This is a genomic window from Stenotrophomonas sp. 93052_Sma, assembly GCF_056481145.1.
Genome location: NZ_CM151134.1, coordinates 3,807,825 through 3,825,515, shown reverse-complemented (window position 1 = coordinate 3,825,515; position 17,691 = coordinate 3,807,825). Strand labels below are relative to the sequence as shown.

The following is a 17,691-nucleotide window of genomic DNA, read 5'->3' as shown; positions in this document are numbered from 1 at the left end:
ACGGATCAGGTGCAGTCGAGCATGGCTCGACTCTACATGGAGCGCGTGATCACGGCCGCCGCAGGATGAACTCGCGGTCGTGGGTGTCGCCGACGATGAAGTCGTACTCGCCAACCTTGCTGCAGCCGTAACGCGCATAGAAGCGCTGTGCGCCGAAATTCTCTTCCCACACGCCCACCCACAGGGTGCGGCGCTGCGGCTGGTCCAGCCAGGCCATGAACGCGTCCATCATGCGTGCACCATGGCCGCCGTTCTGGTGTGCGGCCAGGATGTAGAACCGCTTCAGTTCGATGTCGCCCTCGCGTGCATCCGTGTGCGGCAGGGTGTTGGCACCGGCGGCCAGATAGCCGACCACGGCGTCACCGTTCATCAATAGCCAGATGGCACTGCGTGGATCGGACAGTTCGATGCGCTGCGGCTCGCTGCTGTAGTGCGCCTGCAGGAAATCGTGCAGCTCCTGCGGCGGATAGGAATCGCCCCAGGTTTCGTTGTAGCTGGCAATCGCGATGGCCGACAGCGCGTCGACGTCGGCAAGGGTGGCGCGGCGGATCTGCAACGACATGGCGGTGCCTGCATTGGAACGTGGCGCAGTGTAGCCGGCCCCGGCGGCTGCCGGGGCTGGCCATTGCTCACGAACTGCTGCTCAGAACCACATGCGCACGCCGGCCACCCAGCGTGTGTCGCGTGCGTGGTCACCGGCGTAGTCGGCGGTGTCACCAAACGTGCGTTCGTGGCTGATGCCGATGTAGGGCGCGAAGCGGCGGCTGAACTCATAGCGCAGTCGCAGACCGGCTTCGACCTTGTTCAGGCCACGACCGATGCCGTACTCCTTCTCGTCCTTGGCCGCGACGGTGGCTTCCAGCAGCGGCTGCAGGATCAGGCGGTTGGTCAGCAGCACGTCGTACTCGACTTCGGCCTTGGCCAGCACCTGGCCGCCGGAGCCCAAGTACAGCGTGGCCGAGCTCTCGAACTTGTACGGCGCCAGGCCCTGGATGCCGACGGCCGCCCACGTGCGCGAGTCGGCCGGGCGGAAGTCCTGGCGCACGCCGACCAGCACGTCCCACCATGGCGACACGCTGCGGCCATACAGTGCTTCCAATGACGACGATTCCGTGCGGCCACGGCTGCGTTCGCCATCGGTGCGCAGCCACAGGCGGTTGATGTTGCCGCCGATCCAACCGGTCGCCTCCCAGGCCTGACCATTGCTGCTCTTGCCATCCCAATGTTCCAGACGGTCGATCAGCAGCAGGCTGTTGATCTCCGGCGCATGCTCCATCGCACCGTGGGCGATGGGCGGGAAGGCCGCGGCGCGGTCGGCATCGGTCGGCACCGGGATGGGTTCGCGCGGTTCGGTCGGTGCAGGCGATCCGTGGCCCATCGCGGCGTGGTCCATCGTGGAATGGTCCATCGTCGCCGGCTGCGTCGCACCATGGTCCATCTTCGAGTGATCCATGGCTGAGTGGTCCATCGCGCCCGAATCCATCTTCGAATGATCCATCTTCGAATGATCGACCGGTTCGACCGGTGTCTTCACGGTCTTCGCGGGCGCATCCATCGCGGCCATGTCGTGGCCAGCGTGCGACTGCGCGAACACCGGCAATGCAGCGGCCAGGCCCAGGGCCAGCAGGCTGGGGGAAAGCAGTGAGCGGCTCATTCTTCGATCCTCACTTCGCGCATCATGCCCGCTTCCATGTGGTACAGCAGATGGCAGTGGTAGGCCCAGCGGCCGAGTGCATCGGCGCGCACGCGATAGCTGCGGCGGGTGCCCGGCGGCATGTCGATGGTGTGCTTGCGCAGCTGGAACTCGCCCTGTGCGTTTTCCAGATCGCTCCACACGCCGTGCAGATGGATCGGGTGCTGCATCATGGTGTCGTTGACCAGCACGATGCGCATGCGCTCGCCGTAGTTCAGCCGCAGTGGTTCGGCGCTGGCGAATGGGATGCCATCGAACGACCAGGAGAACTTCTCCATGTGGCCGGTCAGGTGCAGTTCGATCTCGCGGCTCGGCTCGCGGCCATCCGGGTCTTCGAACAGGCTGCGCATCGCGCCGTAGGTCAGCACCTGGCGGCCGTTATCGCGCAGGCCGATGCCGGGGTCGTCCAGCTTCGGTTCGGAGGCCGAGCTCTGCATGTCCACCAGCGGGTTGTTGCGTTCGCTGGCAGGGTGCTTCGGTGCCTTGCTGGCGGCATCGCCGCCGCCGTGCGCGCCGTGGCCCATGCTGGCGCCGCAGCCACCTTCCATGCTTTTCATCGCGGCCATGTCGTGACCGCCGTGGCCACCACTGCCCATGTCGTGACCCATGTCGCTCATCGTCAGCAACGGACGTGGGTCGCGCGCGGGAATCGGTGCCTGCAGGCCATGGCGAACCGCCAGTGTTCCGGCGGCGTAGCCGGTGCGGCCCATGTCCTGGCAGAAGATGGTGAAGGCGTCCTGGCCGCTCGGTTCGACGATCACATCGTAGGTTTCGGCCGGGGCGATGCGGAACTCATCGATGCTCACCGGGTGGATGTACTGGCCGTCGGCAGCGACCACGGTCATCTTCAGGCCAGGAATGCGCACGTCGAAGTAGGTCATCGACCCGCCATTGATGAAGCGCAGCAGCACCTTCTCGCCGCTGCGGAACAGGCCGGTCCAGTTGCCGGCCGGGGCGGTGCCGTTCATCAGGTAGGTATAGGTGTGCGCGTTGATGTCGGAGATATCGGTGGGCGTCATCCGCATCCGGCCCCACATGCCACGGTCGGACAGCGCCGCCGACCAGCCGTCGCGTTTCGCGTCGCGCAGGAAGTCGGGCAGGGTGCGCTTGTAGTAGTTGTCGTGCTCGGCCAGCTTCTTCATGCGGCGGAACAGCGCGCCCGGGTCCATGTCGGTCCAGTCCGACAGCATGATCACGTGCTCGCGGTCGTGGTGGTACGGCGCCGGTTCGGCCGGGTCGATGAGAAGCGCGCCGTACAGACCAGCCTGCTCCTGGAACATGGAGTGGCTGTGGTACCAGTAGGTGCCCGACTGCTTCAGCTCGAAGTGGTAGTGGTAGGTCTCGCCGGGGCCGATGCCGTTGAAGCTCAGGCCGGGCACGCCGTCCATGTTGGCGGGCAGCAGGATGCCGTGCCAGTGGATCGAGGTCGGGTGGCGTTCCAGCGTGTTGCGCACGAACAGGTCGACGGTCTGGCCTTCGCGCCAGCGCAGGATCGGTGCCGGCAGCGAGCCGTTGACGGTGATCGCCGGGCGGGTGCGGCCGGTGAAATTGGCGAGCGATTCGCCGATGGCCAGTTCGATGCGGGTGTCGCTGAGCACGGCGGGGGCGCCGGCCAGCCGTGGGGCGGCCGTGGCGGCGAGCGCGCGCTGCGGCACGCCGACAGCGGCGATGCCGGCAACCACGCCGCCGGCGGCCAGGCCCTGCACGAACAGGCGGCGCGACGGCATGGGCACAGCGCCCGGACCGGGGGGAATGCGGGTATTCATGGTGGTGACTCCAGACACGTAAAGACGCCGGCAGGCGGCCGGCTGCGGTGCGCAAGGCGCACGGTGCGTGTGGAATCAGCCGATGGGAGGACGCGAAATCGGCGGCAGTGGCGGCGCCGGACGGCCAGTGGCCGGCATCGGCTGCGGGGCCAGCGACAACGTCGGACCGGCCATGAACGGCAACGGCTGCACCACCAGCAGCGGGTGCTGGGCGCAGCTGCGCACGCAGTCCTTGATCTGGCAGTGGGCGTCGTGGGGCGGGGCCTTGGCCTGCGGGGCCTCGTCGGCCTGCATACCCGCGTGATGGTGGCAGTCAGGGTCACCGCCGTCGGCGGCAATGGCCACGGCGTGCGCCATCCGGCCCATTTCCTCGTGACCACTGGCCATGGCCGCGTTCAGCCCGTTGAGCAACAGGCTGAGCATGAGCACGACACGGAGCAGGGTCGAGGCCAGGGACATGGCGCTAATCTAGCTGCAAGCGGGCGCGGATGCACTTCCGGCTGAATGGCCGGTTCAAGGTTGGACCAGCACCAATGTGGAGCCGCTACCCTTCTTCGCGCACGATCTCCACTAGGCGCGGGCCGTAGCGGCTCAGCTTGGTGCCACCGATGCCGCCGACCCTGGCCAGTTCATCCAGGCTGGTCGGGCGCTGTTCGGCGATGTTGCGCAGGGTGCTGTCGTGGAAGATCACGAAGGCCGGCACGTTCTGTTCGCGGGCCAGTTCGGCACGCAGGCCGCGCAGGGCGTTGAACAGGGCCAGATCCTGCGGCAGCACCGACAGGCCGGTGCGCTGCGCGCTGCGCTCGCGCCCGCTGGTGCTGCTGGCCGGGTCGCGGCGCATGCTGATCTGGCGGCGGCCGGTCAGCACGTCGCGGCTTGCATCGGTCAGGCGCAGGCCACCGTGGCCCTCGCTGTCCACTTCCAGCAGGCTGGCGGCGACCAGTTGGCGGAATACGCTGCGCCAGGTGCGCGCGTCGAGGTCGCGGCCGATCGCATAGGTGCTGAGCTTGTCGTGGCCCTGCTGCTTCACCTTTTCGTTCTCGCTGCCGCGCAGCACATCGATCAGGTGACCGACGCCGAAGCGCTGGCCGCTGCGATAGACACAGCTCAGCGCCTTCTGCGCCGGAATGGTCGCGTCCCAGGAGGCGGGCGGGGTCAGGCAGTTGTCGCAGTTGCCGCAGGGCTGGGGATAGGTCTCGCCGAAACCGGCCAGCAGCACCTGGCGGCGGCACTGCATGGATTCGCAGTAGCCCAGCAGGTGGTCCAGCTTGGACCGCTCCAGCTGCTTGCGCTCTTCGCCGGCTTCGGACTGCTCGATCATCTGCTTGAGCAGCACCACGTCGCCCAGGCCGTAGCACAGCCAGGCCTCGGCGGCCTCGCCATCGCGGCCGGCGCGGCCGGTTTCCTGGTAGTAGCCTTCCATCGACTTGGGCAGGTCGGTATGCGCGACAAAGCGCACGTCCGGCTTGTCGATGCCCATGCCGAAGGCGATGGTGGCGCACATCACGATGCCATCCTCGCGCAGGAAGCGGCGCTGGTTGCTGGCGCGTACTTCCGGTGGCAGGCCGGCATGGTAGGGCAGGGCGTTGAAGCCCTGGCCGTTGAGGAATTCAGCGGTCTCTTCGACCTTGCGCCGCGACATGCAGTAGACGATGCCGGCCTCGCCGCGGTGGCCGCGCAGGAAGTCGGTCAGCTGCTTGCGGGCGTTGTCCTTCTGCACCACGGTGTAGCGGATGTTGGGACGGTCGAAGGAACTGACAAAATGGCGCGCTTCCTGCAGATCGAGGCGCTCGGCGATCTCGCGCTGGGTCGGCGGATCGGCGGTGGCGGTCAGCGCGATCCGCGGGATCTGCGGCCAACGCTCGTGCAGCACGGTCAACTGGCGATATTCGGGGCGGAAGTCATGGCCCCACTGCGACACGCAGTGTGCTTCGTCGATGGCGAACAGGGCGATCTGGCTGCGCGACAGCAGCGACAGGAAACGCCCGGTCAGCAGCCGCTCAGGGGCGACATACAGCATGTCCAGTTCGCCGGCGAGCAGCTCGCGCTCGACGCGGCCGGCGGTCTCGGCATCCAGGGTTGAATTCAGGTACTCGGCGCGCACGCCGAGCTGGCGCAGGGCTTCGACCTGGTCCTGCATCAGTGCGATCAGCGGCGAGATGACGATGCCGCAACCGTCACGCAGCAGGGCCGGCACCTGGTAGCAGAGCGACTTGCCGCCGCCGGTGGGCATCAGCACCAGGGCATCATGACCGGCAGCCACATGCTCCACGATGTCCTGCTGGGGACCACGGAAATCGTCGTAACCAAAGACGCGTTGAAGCAGGTCGTGCGCGGGACGGGAAGCCATCCGGCTAGTTTACCCCGGCGGGGGTTCGGCAGGGCTGCGCCCTGCACCTGCTACAAGCCAGAGCAACCTCAAAGGCAACAGCCGGCTCTGGGGTGATCCGTGGGTTGGCGGGGCGGTGTCGGATTGCGGGGACGCCGCAAGTACGTCCGTGTAGGCTTGGCAGCCGCATCCATGCGGCTGACACCCCCCAATCCGACACCGCCCCGCCTTCGACAGGTTCACGCGGCTGTTGGTAGGTGTCGACCTTGGTCGACACATCTGTCAGATATCGAGTGAATTCATCTGTGTCGACCAAGGTCGACACCTACCAGAGCGGACGCTGTCCCGGCAGATCGCGAAAAACTGTCGAAGGCGGGGGGGGGGGGCCGGTTGCGGGGGCGTGAGCGCCATGGATGGATTTACGGCGTCCCCCGCAACCGGACCCACCCCGCCAACCCACGGATAGCCAGCTTCTGCTCTGGCTCTGGCCTTGGCTTCAAGGCCTCTGCGGGTGCAGGGCGCAGCCCTGCCGAACACCCCCAACCCTTACTGCAGCAGCGAGCGCAGCATCCAGGCGTACTTCTCATGGGTCTGCAGGCGCTGGGTCATCAGATCCTCGGTCGGGGCGTCGTCACCCTTGGCCGCCACGTCCAGCACTTCACGTGCCGTACGGCAGACCGCTTCGTTGGCGACCACCAACTGGCGTACCATTTCACGCCAGTCCGCACTGTCGGTAAGGCCCGGTTCCTCGGCGATCGAGGTCAGCGCAGCGAATTCCCGGTAGGAGCCCGGGGCATTGAAGCCCAGCGCGCGGATGCGCTCGGCCACGTCGTCCAGTGCCGCCCACTGCTCGGTGTACTGCGTCTCGAACATGGTGTGCAGCGAGTTGAACATCGACCCCGTTACATTCCAGTGGAAGTTGTGCGTCTTCAGGTAGAGCGTGAACGCATCAGCCTGGAAGCGCGACAGACCGTCGGCGATCTTCTTGCGGTCGCCCTGGGTGATCCCGATATCGATGTTCGGCGCCGACGGTGCCGCCGCTGCAAGCTTCTGCTTGCCGGTCTTGGCCTTGGTCGTGCTCTTGGTCTTCGCCATGGGGTTCCTCCTTGTGGAATCGTTGGCCTTCACAATAAACCGGTCGTGATGACTGGTCGCTTTCAAAGTTTTGAACGAACCGATTGATGAACTCTATCGATAAAAATCCATCGCCCCGCCTGCGCCAACAGCGTGCCGCTATCGACGGCGCCATGAGCCGCGACCGGGGCCGTTTGCTGGGAATGCTCTCGCGTTGCCAGGCCAAGCCACAGGATGCGGCACTGGCCGCCACCTTCGAGCAGGCCTTGCAGGCGTCGGTGCAGCGCCGGCAGGTGCGGGCGCTGCAGCAGCCGTCCATTACTCTGGACCCGCAGCTGCCGATTGCGCGTGAAGCCGACGCCATCATCGGTCTGATCCGCGACCACCAGGTCGTGGTGATCGCCGGTGAAACCGGCTCGGGCAAGACCACCCAGCTGCCGAAACTGTGCTTGGCCGCAGGCCGTGGCCAGGCCGGCATGATCGGCTGCACCCAGCCGCGACGGATTGCCGCACGTGCGGTGGCCAGCCGCGTGGCGCAGGAACTGCAGAGCGAACTGGGCCAGCTGGTCGGCTACCAGGTGCGCTTCAACGACAAGGTCAGCGAAGACAGCCGAATCAAGTTCATGACCGACGGCATCCTGCTGGCGGAAATCGCCAGTGACCGCTGGTTGTCGAACTACGACACGATCATCGTCGACGAGGCGCACGAACGCAGCCTCAACATCGACTTCCTGCTGGGCTACCTGAAGCAGCTGCTGCGCAAGCGCCCGGACCTGAAGCTGATCGTCACTTCGGCCACCATCGACACCGAACGCTTCGCCCAGCATTTCGACAATGCGCCGGTGATCAGCGTTGAAGGCCGCACCTACCCGGTGGAAGTGCGCTACCGCGCGCTGGAAGGCGAGGGCGAAGACCAGGGCGAACGCACCGTCAATGACGCCATCGTGTCGGCCATCGACGAAATCACCCGCCTGGATGCGCGCGGCGACGTGCTGATCTTCCTGCCGGGCGAACGCGAGATCCGCGATGCGCACCAGTCGCTGGAACGCCGCAAGTACCGCAATACCGAGGTGCTGCCGCTGTACGCGCGCCTGTCCAACCAGGACCAGGACCGGGTGTTCAACCCCGGGTCGAACCGGCGCATCGTGCTGGCCACCAACGTGGCGGAAACCTCGCTGACGGTGCCGCGCATCCGCTACGTGGTCGATCCGGGCTTTGCCCGAGTCAAGCGCTACAGCCCGCGCAACAAGCTGGACCGCCTGCACATCGAGCCGATCTCGCAGGCCAGCGCCAACCAGCGCAAGGGCCGCTGCGGCCGTATCGCCGAGGGCATCTGCTACCGCCTGTATGCCGAGGCCGATTTCCAGGCGCGGCCCGAGTTCACCGATCCGGAAATCCGCCGCTCCAGCCTGGCCGGGGTGATCCTGCGCATGCTGCAGCTGGGCCTGGGCCGCATCGAAGAGTTCCCGTTCCTGGAAGCGCCGGACGAGCGTGCGGTGGCCGATGGCTGGCAGCAGCTGACCGAACTGGGCGCGATCGACGCCGAGCGGCGCATGACCACCATCGGCAAGCAGATGGCACGCCTGCCGGTGGACGTGAAGCTGGCGCGCATGCTGGTCGCCGCGCAGGCTGCCGGCTGCCTGCGGCCGATGCTGGTGATCGCCTCGTTCCTGGGCATCCAGGACCCGCGCGAGCGCCCGCCCGAAGCGCGTGGCGCGGCCGACAGCGCGCATGCGCAGTTCGCCGATGGGCGGTCCGAATTCGTTGGTGTGCTGCGCCTGTGGGATGCCTATCGGCAGGCCCATGAAGACCTGACCCAGTCCAAGCTGCGCGACTGGTGCAGCCGCCACTTCCTTGGCTTCCTGCGCATGCGCGAGTGGCGCGAGCTGCATCGCCAACTGCGCCTGCTGTGCGAGGAACTGGGCTGGAAGGAAGAAGCCAACGAGGCCTCGATGGCACCGCTGCTGGCCGGCAGCAGTGCACCGGCCCCGGCGCGTGATGATGCCGCCGCAGTGAAAGCCACCCGAGGCCAGCTGCACCGTGCCGCGCGCCTGGCCCGCGAAGGCAAGGCCGAGGCCGCATCGGCGCCGGTAGCCGTGCGTGCGCAGAAGGAACAGGCGCCGGTGGGCGGCGGTTTCAGCGAGCGCGTGCGTGCCGCTGCGTACCAGACCCTGCATCGGGCGCTGGTGGCGGGCCTGCCGACGCAGATCGGCCACCGCACCGAGAAGGGAGATTTCCAGGCGCCACGCCAGCGCCGCTTCCTGCCGTTCCCGGGTTCGGCGCTGTCCAAGCGGCCGCCGCCGTGGCTGCTGGTGGCCAACCTGCTGGATACGCAGAAGGTGTGGGGCATGACCTTGGCGGCGATCGAGCCGGACTGGGTGATCGCCGAACTGCCGCACCTGCTGCTGCGCAAGCACTTCGATCCGCACTGGTCGCGCGCAGGGCCAGGTGCTGGCCTCCGAGCAGATCAGCCTGTTCGGCCTGGTGCTGGCGCCGAAGAAGCCGGTGCACTACGGTCGCATCGCGCCGGGCGAAGCGCACGACATCTTCGTGCGCCAGGCACTGGTGACCGGCGAGATCAACACCCGCGCCAGCTTCGTGGCGGACAACCAGAAAGTGCTGGAGATCGCCCGCGAGGAAGAAGCCAAGCTGCGCCGCGCCGGCATCGTCGCCGACGAGGACTGGCAGGCGCGCTGGTATCTGGACCGGGTGCCGCCGCAGATCCATTCGGCGGCGGGTCTGGATACCTGGTGGAAGGGGCTGGCGCCGGAACAGCGCAAGACCCTGCACTGGTCGCTGGTCGATCTGTTGCCGGGTGAGGGCAGCGAACAGGAGCGCTATCCGAAGTACCTGCCGCTGGGCCAGGCGCGCCTGCCGCTGCATTACCGCTTCGAGCCGGGTGCCGACGACGATGGCGTGACCCTGGACGTACCGCTGCACCTGCTCAATGCGCTGGACCCGGCGCAACTGGGCTGGCTGGCGCCGGGTTTCGTCGCCGACAAGGCCTCGGCACTGATCCGCAGCCTGCCCAAGGCGATGCGCCGCAACTACGTGCCGGCACCGGACTTCGGTCGCGCGTTCTACGAGGCGTTCCCGCAGCCCAGTGCCGATGCCATCACCGGCGAACTGGCGCGCTTCCTGTCACGTGCGACCGGCGCAACGGTGACCGCGCTCGATTTCGAACCCGGTTCGATCGAACCTCACCTGCATATGAACCTGCGCCTGCGCGACGAACAGGGCAAGGTGCTGGCGACCTCGCGCGATCTGGACGCACTGCGCGCGAAATTCGGTGGTCGTGCCGGCGATGCGTTCGCTGCACGCGCTGGGCGCGAGATGGCCGCCGATGGCCTTCGCACGTTCCCGGCCACGCCGATTCCGCTGCAGGTACCCGGTGAAGCGGGTGTGCCGGCTTATCCGGCGCTGCTGGACGAGGGCGACAGCGTGGCGCTGCGCATCTTCGCCGATCGCCAGCAGGCGCTGGAGGCCCATCCGCTGGGCGTGCGCCGTCTGCTGGAGATTGCCCTGGCCGAGAAGGTGAAGCAGGCACGCAAGCAGCTGCCGGTCGGTGCCAAGACCGGCCTGTTGTATGCGGCGATCGAGTCGCAGGAGCGCCTGCGTGGTGACCTGGTCGATGCGGCGATGAACGCGGTGCTGGCCGAGGGGCTGGAAGACATCCGCGATGCGGCAGCCTTCGAGCAGCGTCGTGAGCATGCGGCCAAGGCGTTGTTCGGCGAGGCCATGTCGCGGCTGAAGCTGGCCGAAACCATCCTGGCCCTGGTGGCGGAACTGAAGCCGATGCTGGAAGCACCGTTGATGGGCTGGGCACGCGGCAATCTGGACGACATGGAAGCGCAGCTGGTCGGGCTGATCCATCCCGGCTTCCTGCGCGACACGCCGGCCGACGCGCTGGCGCAGTACCCGCGCTATCTGAAGGCGATGATCCTGCGCACCGAGCGCGCCAAGCGTGATCCGCCACGTGACCAGGCACGCATGCTGGAACTGCATCCGTTCCTGGAAGCGCTGGAAGCGGGGGAGCAGCAGGGACTGCGCGAGCGCCCGCAATGGCAGGCGCTGCGCTGGGATCTGGAAGAGCTGCGGGTGTCACTGTTCGCGCAGGAGCTGGGTGCGCGCACCGGCATCTCGGCGAAGAAGCTGGCGCAGCGGGTGACCGCATTGCGCCAGGCGTGACGTCGTTGCTGCAGAGCCGAGCCCACGCTCGGCTCTGCAGCAACGTCACGGCGTTACTTGGTTCGGCGCACCTTCGGCTGGGTGTTCACGCCGTCGACCTTCAGGTACCACACGCCCATCACACCGGGCTTGATGCTGACGGCGGGGGACTGCTTGCGCACACCGGCTAGGGTGCTTGCATCGGTCTGCTCCCATTCCTGGCCGTTGTCCAGCACGTAGACGCGGCCCTTGCCGAAGCCGCGGAACTCGCCCTGCAGCACGCCGGTGATCGGCTCGCTGCTGCCGAAATCGAAGAAGCCGCGATTCTTCACGATCACTTCCTGACGGCCTTCCTCGCGCGCCGTTTCCCGTACGGCTGCAACCGCCTGGGTGGTGGCCGCTTCGACCTTGCCCTGCAGCCAGCGGTTCAGCGTGGCCAGTTCCTGCGCGTTGAGCTTGTCCAGGCCGGCTGCCTTGAACTCGGCCGGTGACATCTGCTGCTGCAGGTCACCCTCCACCACGCGCTGGGCCAGCGCAGGCGCCGACAGGGACAGCAACAGTGCGGCACAGGCCAGCAGCCGTAGGCGGAAACGCGGGACGATCGAGGACATGTCGGGACTCTCCTGGGTTTGCCCGCGAGTGTAGCGGCATGTCTTCATGCCGGGTGATGGTGGCCGCGGTGATTGTCCCTGAACGGCGCCGGCGCTAGTGTAGGGGCCTCTGTCTTGCCTGCTCGATGCTGTGAACCGCGCTTCCGTCCCCGGCCTGGATGCCTTGTTGAACCGCCCCTCGGCAGCCGTGCTGCCTGCTCCGCTGCGCCAGGCCCTGCGCGGGCACTGGGAAGCGCCGGACTGCGACCATCAGATGCGCGCCAGCTGGTCGGTGCTGGGCGACACCCTCGACGCACTGGCGATGCTCTCGGCCGACGAAGGCGCGGTGGTCGCGGCCCTGCTGTTCGATCTGCCCGGCCTGCGCGCCAGCCTGGAGCAACTGCCGCTGGGCAACCACAAGGCCGCAGTGATCGGCCTGCTGGATGGCCAGGATGCGGCCGATCCGGTGTGGGCGCTGCACGCCGGCCGCGAGGCCGGGCGCAACAGCGAGGGCCTGCGCCGCCTGCTGCTGGCGATCATCCGTGACCTGCGCGTGGTGCCCATCCTGCTGGCGCGGCAGCTGGCGCGCATGCGCGCGGCCGACAAGCTGGACGACGAGCAGCGCCGCGCGCTGGCGCAGCTGACCCGCGACATCCATGCGCCGTTGGCCAACCGCCTGGGCATCTGGCAGCTGAAGTGGGAGCTGGAGGACCTGGCGTTCCGCCACCTGGAACCGGAGACCTACCGGCGCATTGCGCGGGAGGTGGACGAAACCCGCATCGCCCGCGAGCGTTACGTCGAGAACGTCAAGAAGGTGCTGTCGCGCGAACTGGTCGCGCAGGGCATCAAGGCCGAGGTCAGTGGCCGCCCGAAGCACATCTACAGCATCTGGCGGAAGATGCAGAAGAAGCGGCTGGCGTTCGACCAGCTGTACGACATCCGTGCGGTGCGCGTCATGGTCGACGATGTCGCCGCCTGCTACGCCGCGCTGGGCGTGGTGCATGCACTGTGGGCGCCGGTGCCCAGCGAGTTCGACGACTACATCGCCCGGCCCAAGGCCAACGACTATCGCTCGTTGCATACCGCCGTGGTCGGCCCGGAAGGGCGCACCATCGAAGTGCAGATCCGTACCCACGAGATGCATTCGCAGGCCGAGCTGGGCGTGGCCGCGCACTGGAAGTACAAGGAAGGCGGCAAGGGCGCGGAGAAGTCCTTCGACCGCAAGATCACCTGGATGCGCCAGCTGCTGGAGCAGGCGCAGGACGGGCAGGGCAATGAACTGGCCGGGGCGCTCGATGCCGAGCTGACCGAGGACCGGGTCTATGCACTGAGCCCGAAGGACGAGGTGCTGGACCTGCCGCAGGGCGCCACGCCGCTCGATTTCGCCTACCAGGTGCACACGATGGTGGGCCACCGCTGCCGTGGTGCGAAGGTCAATGGCCGTATCGTGCCGCTGACCTACCGCCTGCGCAGCGGCGACCGCGTCGAGATCCTGACCGGCAAGGAGGCCGATCCGCGCCGCGACTGGCTGATGCCGGCCAACGGCTTCCTGGCCAGCAACCGCTCGCGCGAAAAAGTACGCAGCTGGTTCCACAAGCTGGACCGCGTGCGCAACGTGCAGGCCGGGCGCGAACTGCTCGAGCGCGAGCTGAAGCGTCTGGGCCTGCAGCATTCTGATCTGGCGGTGGCGGCGAAGAAGTTCCATGCCGACAGCGTTGACGACCTCTACATCCAGGTGGCGCTCGGTGACACCGGCCCGAACCAGGTCAGTCGTACCCTGCTGGAAGCCGAACGTGCAGCGAGCCAGCCGGCGCCCGCGCCAGCCCTGCCGCGGCCGACCGCGCGCCGCGAGAACCTGGGCAAGTCCAAGTTCACCGTGCAGGGCGTGGGCAACCTGCTGGTGCAGCTGGCGCGTTGCTGCCAGCCAGTGGCCGGTGAACCGATCGTCGGCTACCTGACCCGTAGCCGTGGTGTCACCGTGCATCGTGCAGACTGTGCCGCGCTGGCCCGGCTGGCAGCCACCAGCCCGCAGCGCATCCTGCCGGTGGAGTGGGGCCAGGCCGGTGGCGGCTACGAAGTGGACGTGGTGGTCACTGCGGTCGACCGCCGCTGGCTGCTGAAGGACATCACCAACCTGATCGCCCAGGAAGACGCCTACGTGCTCGACATCCACAGTGACAACGTGCGCAACAGTGGCCGTGCCCACCTGCGCCTGCGCCTGAAGGTGAGCGACTACGGCCAGCTGTCGACCCTGCTGGGCAAGCTGGATGCGCTGCCCGGCGTGAGCGAGGCGCGTCGCCTCGGCTGAGCTTCACGCTGCCCCGGCTACCCTGCACGCATGGAACGCGAGCCTCCGCATCGCCCGCATGGCGCTGAACATCCTGCGCTGGACCGCGTCCGCCGCGAAGGCCGTTGGTGGTGGCTGCAGGCACGTCACGCGCGCCGGGTGTGGCGCTGGGCGCTGGTCGCGGCGCTGGCGGTGTTCGTGCTGCTGGTGCTGCTGCGCAAGCCGCTGGCCGACTGGTTCTGGGATGAGCCTCAGATTGAACAGTTGCTGGCCGAAGGCGATCGCGCACTGGCGGCCGGGCGGCTGAGTGCCGCCGATGGCAGTGGTGCGCGTGAGCGCTACCAGGCCGTGCTGGCGCTGGATGGTGATCGTCCGCAGGCCCGTGAGGGGCTGGCCCGTACCGGCGCCGCGGCCCTGCAGCAGGCCAGCGAAAAACTGCAGGCCAACGACCTCGAAGGCAGCGCGCAGGCGCTGGCACTGGCCCGGGAACTGCAGGTGCCGCAGGGCGATGCGGATGCCGTGGCACGCCAGCTGCAGGCCCGGCGCAGCGCAGGCGCCGGCATCGGTGCACTGCTGGCGCAGGCGCGCAACGCCTTTGCAGCGGGCCGGCTGGACGACGGTGACAGCAGCGCGCTGCCCCTGTTCCAGCGCATCCTGGTACTGCAGCCGGACAATCTGCCGGCGCTGGAAGGTCGCGAGGACGCACTGAGCGATCTGCTGCAGCAGGTCCGCATCCTGGCCGGGCGCGGCGAGCTGGCCGAGGCAGCCGCGATGCTGCAGCGTGCGCGCCAGTTCGATGCCGGCCACGCCGATCTGCCCGCCAGCCAGGAAGCATTGGCACAGGCCGTCGACCAGCGCCTGCGCCAGGCCCAGCGCGCCTTGCAGCGTCGGCAGCTGGAATCCGCAGCGAAGGGATTCCTCGCCGTGCTGGCAGTGGCGGTTGATGATTCCAGTGCCCAGCGCGGCCGCGAACAGACCTTGCAGGCGGTGCTGGCACGCAGCCAGAAGCAGGCCGACGATTTCCAGTTCGAAGCGGCGCAGGCCGATGCCGCACTGGCAGCGGAACTGGGTGCTTCGCCGGCGGCGCAACAGCAGCTCGCGCAACGCCTGCAGCGCGCCCAACAGGCGCAGAAGGCGCTGCAGCAGCCGGCGGTCAGCAACACGCAGCGCGAGCGCCAACTGCGCGACCACCTGCGCAGGATCGAGCGCGCCGAACGTGCCGGGCAATGGATCAGCCCCCCGGGCACAGTGCGTTCGACGCGTTGCGCGAAGCGCAGTCACTGGCGCCACGCGATGCACGGGTGAAGGCTGCCGCAGCGCGGCTGCTGCCCGCCAGTCGCCGCTGCTTCGACGACAACCTGCGGCAGAATCGCGTGCAGGCGGCCGGTGCCTGCCTGCAGGCGTGGCAGACTCTATCGCCGACCGCGGCCGGGCTTCCCTCGGCACGCCTGCGCCTGGCCCAGCGCTGGCTGGCGATCGGCAGCGAACGGCTCGGCAACGGCGATCTGGCTTTCGCGGCACACGCCGCCGAACAGGCCCGGTTGCTGCAACCGGACCTGGCCGAGCTGCCGGCGTTCGAAGACCGCCTGCGCCGCGCCGGCGGTCGCCCGGATTAGATGAAGAACACCCGCTGCACGGTCGCGCGGGCAGCGTCGAGGGAGAAGTGCTCTGCGATGTTGGCCAGGCCGGCGTCGGACAACTGCTGCCACAGCTGCGGATCCTGGTACAGGCGGACCACCGCATCGGCGAAGCCCGCCGCATCATCGGCCACCAGCACGTCCTGGCCCGGGTGCAGGTGCATTCCTTCTACAGCGCAGGTGGTACCTACCACCGGCTGGCCATGGGCCATGCTCAGGTTGATCTTGCCCTTCACGCCGGCGCCGAAACGCAGCGGCGCGATGGAAATGCGTGCGCCGTCCATGTAGGGCGTGATGTCCTCGACGAAACCGTGCATCTGCACGCCGGGCTGGCGTGCGGCCAATGCCAGCAGCGATTCCGGTGTGGCGGCACCGATGCAGTGCAGGCGTACCTCGGGCAGGCGGGCGCGGATGCCGGCAAAGACTTCGCCGATGAACCACTCCATGGCATCCAGGTTCGGCGGATGACGGAAGCCGCCGACAAACACCAGATCATGGCGCTGTTCGAACGGCTTGCCGGCGCCGGCGACGTCGTGCAGGTTGGAGATCAGCTCCACCTGCACGGAAGGGGCGTCGGCCTGCAGCTGCTCGCGCTCGGCGGCACTGACCAGCACGGTGACGTCGCACTGCTCCATCACCGCCAGCTCGCTGGCGCGGGTGCGCTCGGCGGCGCGCAGCAACCCGGCATCACCGGCGACTTCGGCACCACGACGTTCGCGCAGGTAGTGCAGGTCCACGGTGTCGAACACGGTGCGGGCCTGCGGCGCATAGCGCTTCAGCAGCGGCAGGCACTCGTGGGCGACATGGTGGCGGACCAGCAGCGCCACGTGGAAACGCGCACCGTGCGTTCGCAGCCAGCTGGCGACGCCATCGAGGAACGGCGCATACCAGACTTCCACGCCCATCCGCTGCAGTGCTTCGGTGGCGGCACCGCCATGTTCGCGGCGGGTGGGAACAAACACCACATGAGCGCCGCCCTGCAGCAGCAGGCGGATCAGGTTCACCTGGCGCAGTGACGCCGAATCGCGATCCGGTTGGGGTACTTCCTCGTCCAGGATCAACACCTGGCGTCGGCCACGCAGCAGCAGCGCGGGTGACGGCACTTCGCCCACCGCCGGATGGCGGGCCAGCTCGGTGGCCCAGCGGGCGGCGAAGATGGCCTGGTTGCGCACCTGGTAGGCCTTCACCCCGCTGCCGGTATCGGTGCCGTTGCTGGTGCCTTCATCGTGGATCACCCGGCTGGCTGGTTGCACCAGCACACGCAGGCCCCGGGCGCGAACGCGGAAGGCCAGATCGGTGTCCTCGTAGTACGCCGGCTTGTAACGGGTATCGAAGCCGCCCAGCTGCTGCCAGAGGGCGCGCGGCAGCATCAGCGCCGCGCCGGAGCAGTAGTCGACGTCCCGCAGGCTGGCAAAGCGTGGGTCGTCCGCCGCCTCGAAACGGCCGTAGCTCCAGCCGCTGCCGTTGGCGAAGATCACACCCCCTGATTCCTGCAGGCGGCCATCCGGGTACAGCAGCTGGCTGCCGACCAGGCCGGCGTCGGGTGTGCTGGCGAACGTGTCCAGCAGGGCATCCAGCCAGCCCGGCTGTGGCACCGTATCGTTGTTGAGCAGCACCACATAGCGGCCGCGTGCGCGCGACACGCCATCGTTGCAGGCCTCGATGAAGCCGCCGTTGTGCTCGCGCACCTCATAGCGCAGTCCGGCGACCTGCGGCATCCACTGCACGGTGGCGTCGCTGCTGCCGTCATCCACGACCAGGATCTCGCACGCCGCCAGCGGCGGATGTGCCGCCAGGGCGCGCAGGCAGGCCAGGGTATGGCCGACGTGGTTGTAGACCGGGATGACGATACTCACTTCCGGCGTTTCGCTGAACGGCACCGTGAAGGGGGCGAAATCCTGTGCCGGCGGCAGGAACAGCGGCGTTCGCGGCGCGGGAACGGCGCGCTGGGTATGCACGCGGATGCGCTGCCAGGTCGCCCGCCACCCACGGGTACGCAGGCTGGCCAGGCTCCGGCGGGCCAGGCCCGTGAGGCGGTTGATCAGGTATCGGATCTCGGCCAGAGACATCGCCATCCGGTTGCAACTCCAGCTTAAGCAGGGGAACCCGGGAGAATTCGCCAGCCGCAGCGGCTGGGGTAGACTCGCC

The 17,691-nt window shown here is 67.9% G+C and carries 9 protein-coding genes and 2 pseudogenes; 3 read left to right on the top strand and 8 right to left on the bottom strand.

Features of this window, described 5'->3' with window-relative positions; genetic code table 11:
* Positions 1–49: 49 nt before the first annotated feature.
* From ACZK2V_RS17950 to ACZK2V_RS17925, 6 genes are all read right to left on the bottom strand, one after another.
* Positions 50–562: a GNAT family N-acetyltransferase gene (locus ACZK2V_RS17950; protein WP_049420944.1), complete on the bottom strand. Its 513-nt coding sequence runs from the start codon at positions 560–562 to the stop codon at positions 50–52.
* Between the two features lie 81 nt (positions 563–643).
* Entirely contained in the window at positions 644–1,654 is a 1,011-nt protein-coding gene (locus tag ACZK2V_RS17945) for a copper resistance protein B (RefSeq protein ID WP_201117128.1), read from the bottom strand.
* On the bottom strand, positions 1,651–3,459 hold the full coding sequence (locus ACZK2V_RS17940) for a copper resistance system multicopper oxidase (protein ID WP_049420942.1): 1,809 nt from the start codon (positions 3,457–3,459) through the stop codon (positions 1,651–1,653). Before ACZK2V_RS17940 ends, ACZK2V_RS17945 begins: the two co-directional genes overlap by 4 nt.
* Before the next feature lie 75 nt (positions 3,460–3,534).
* A complete protein-coding gene (locus ACZK2V_RS17935) occupies positions 3,535–3,918 on the bottom strand; it encodes a CopL family metal-binding regulatory protein (RefSeq protein ID WP_201117126.1) in 384 nt (127 codons plus the stop codon).
* An 85-nt stretch (positions 3,919–4,003) separates the two neighbouring features.
* Complete coding sequence (gene recQ, locus ACZK2V_RS17930; protein WP_201117124.1) at positions 4,004–5,809, bottom strand: DNA helicase RecQ; 1,806 nt, start codon at positions 5,807–5,809, stop codon at positions 4,004–4,006.
* Between the two features lie 525 nt (positions 5,810–6,334).
* Complete coding sequence (locus tag ACZK2V_RS17925) at positions 6,335–6,883, bottom strand: Dps family protein (RefSeq protein WP_006439098.1); 549 nt, start codon at positions 6,881–6,883, stop codon at positions 6,335–6,337.
* A gap of 86 nt (positions 6,884–6,969) precedes the next feature.
* Here ACZK2V_RS17925 and hrpA point away from each other — a divergent pair.
* Positions 6,970–11,050 (top strand): annotated as a pseudogene (hrpA, locus tag ACZK2V_RS17920) (ATP-dependent RNA helicase HrpA).
* Positions 11,051–11,103: 53 nt separating this feature from the next.
* Here the strand turns inward: hrpA and ACZK2V_RS17915 are convergent.
* Positions 11,104–11,640, bottom strand: coding sequence for a hypothetical protein (locus ACZK2V_RS17915; protein ID WP_032130197.1), 537 nt, complete (start codon positions 11,638–11,640; stop codon positions 11,104–11,106).
* A gap of 130 nt (positions 11,641–11,770) precedes the next feature.
* Between ACZK2V_RS17915 and ACZK2V_RS17910 the strand changes: the two genes are divergently transcribed.
* Together ACZK2V_RS17910 and ACZK2V_RS17905 are read left to right on the top strand one after the other, a co-directional pair.
* Complete coding sequence (locus tag ACZK2V_RS17910) at positions 11,771–13,927, top strand: RelA/SpoT family protein (protein ID WP_154264220.1); 2,157 nt, start codon at positions 11,771–11,773, stop codon at positions 13,925–13,927.
* A 30-nt stretch (positions 13,928–13,957) separates the two neighbouring features.
* Positions 13,958–15,522, top strand: a pseudogene (locus tag ACZK2V_RS17905) (hypothetical protein).
* On the opposite strand, the gene ACZK2V_RS17900 reads toward ACZK2V_RS17905, so the two are convergent.
* Entirely contained in the window at positions 15,519–17,618 is a 2,100-nt protein-coding gene (locus tag ACZK2V_RS17900) for a glycosyltransferase (RefSeq protein WP_154264218.1), read from the bottom strand. The pseudogene ACZK2V_RS17905 and the gene ACZK2V_RS17900 overlap by 4 nt on opposite strands.
* Positions 17,619–17,691: the final 73 nt, after the last annotated feature.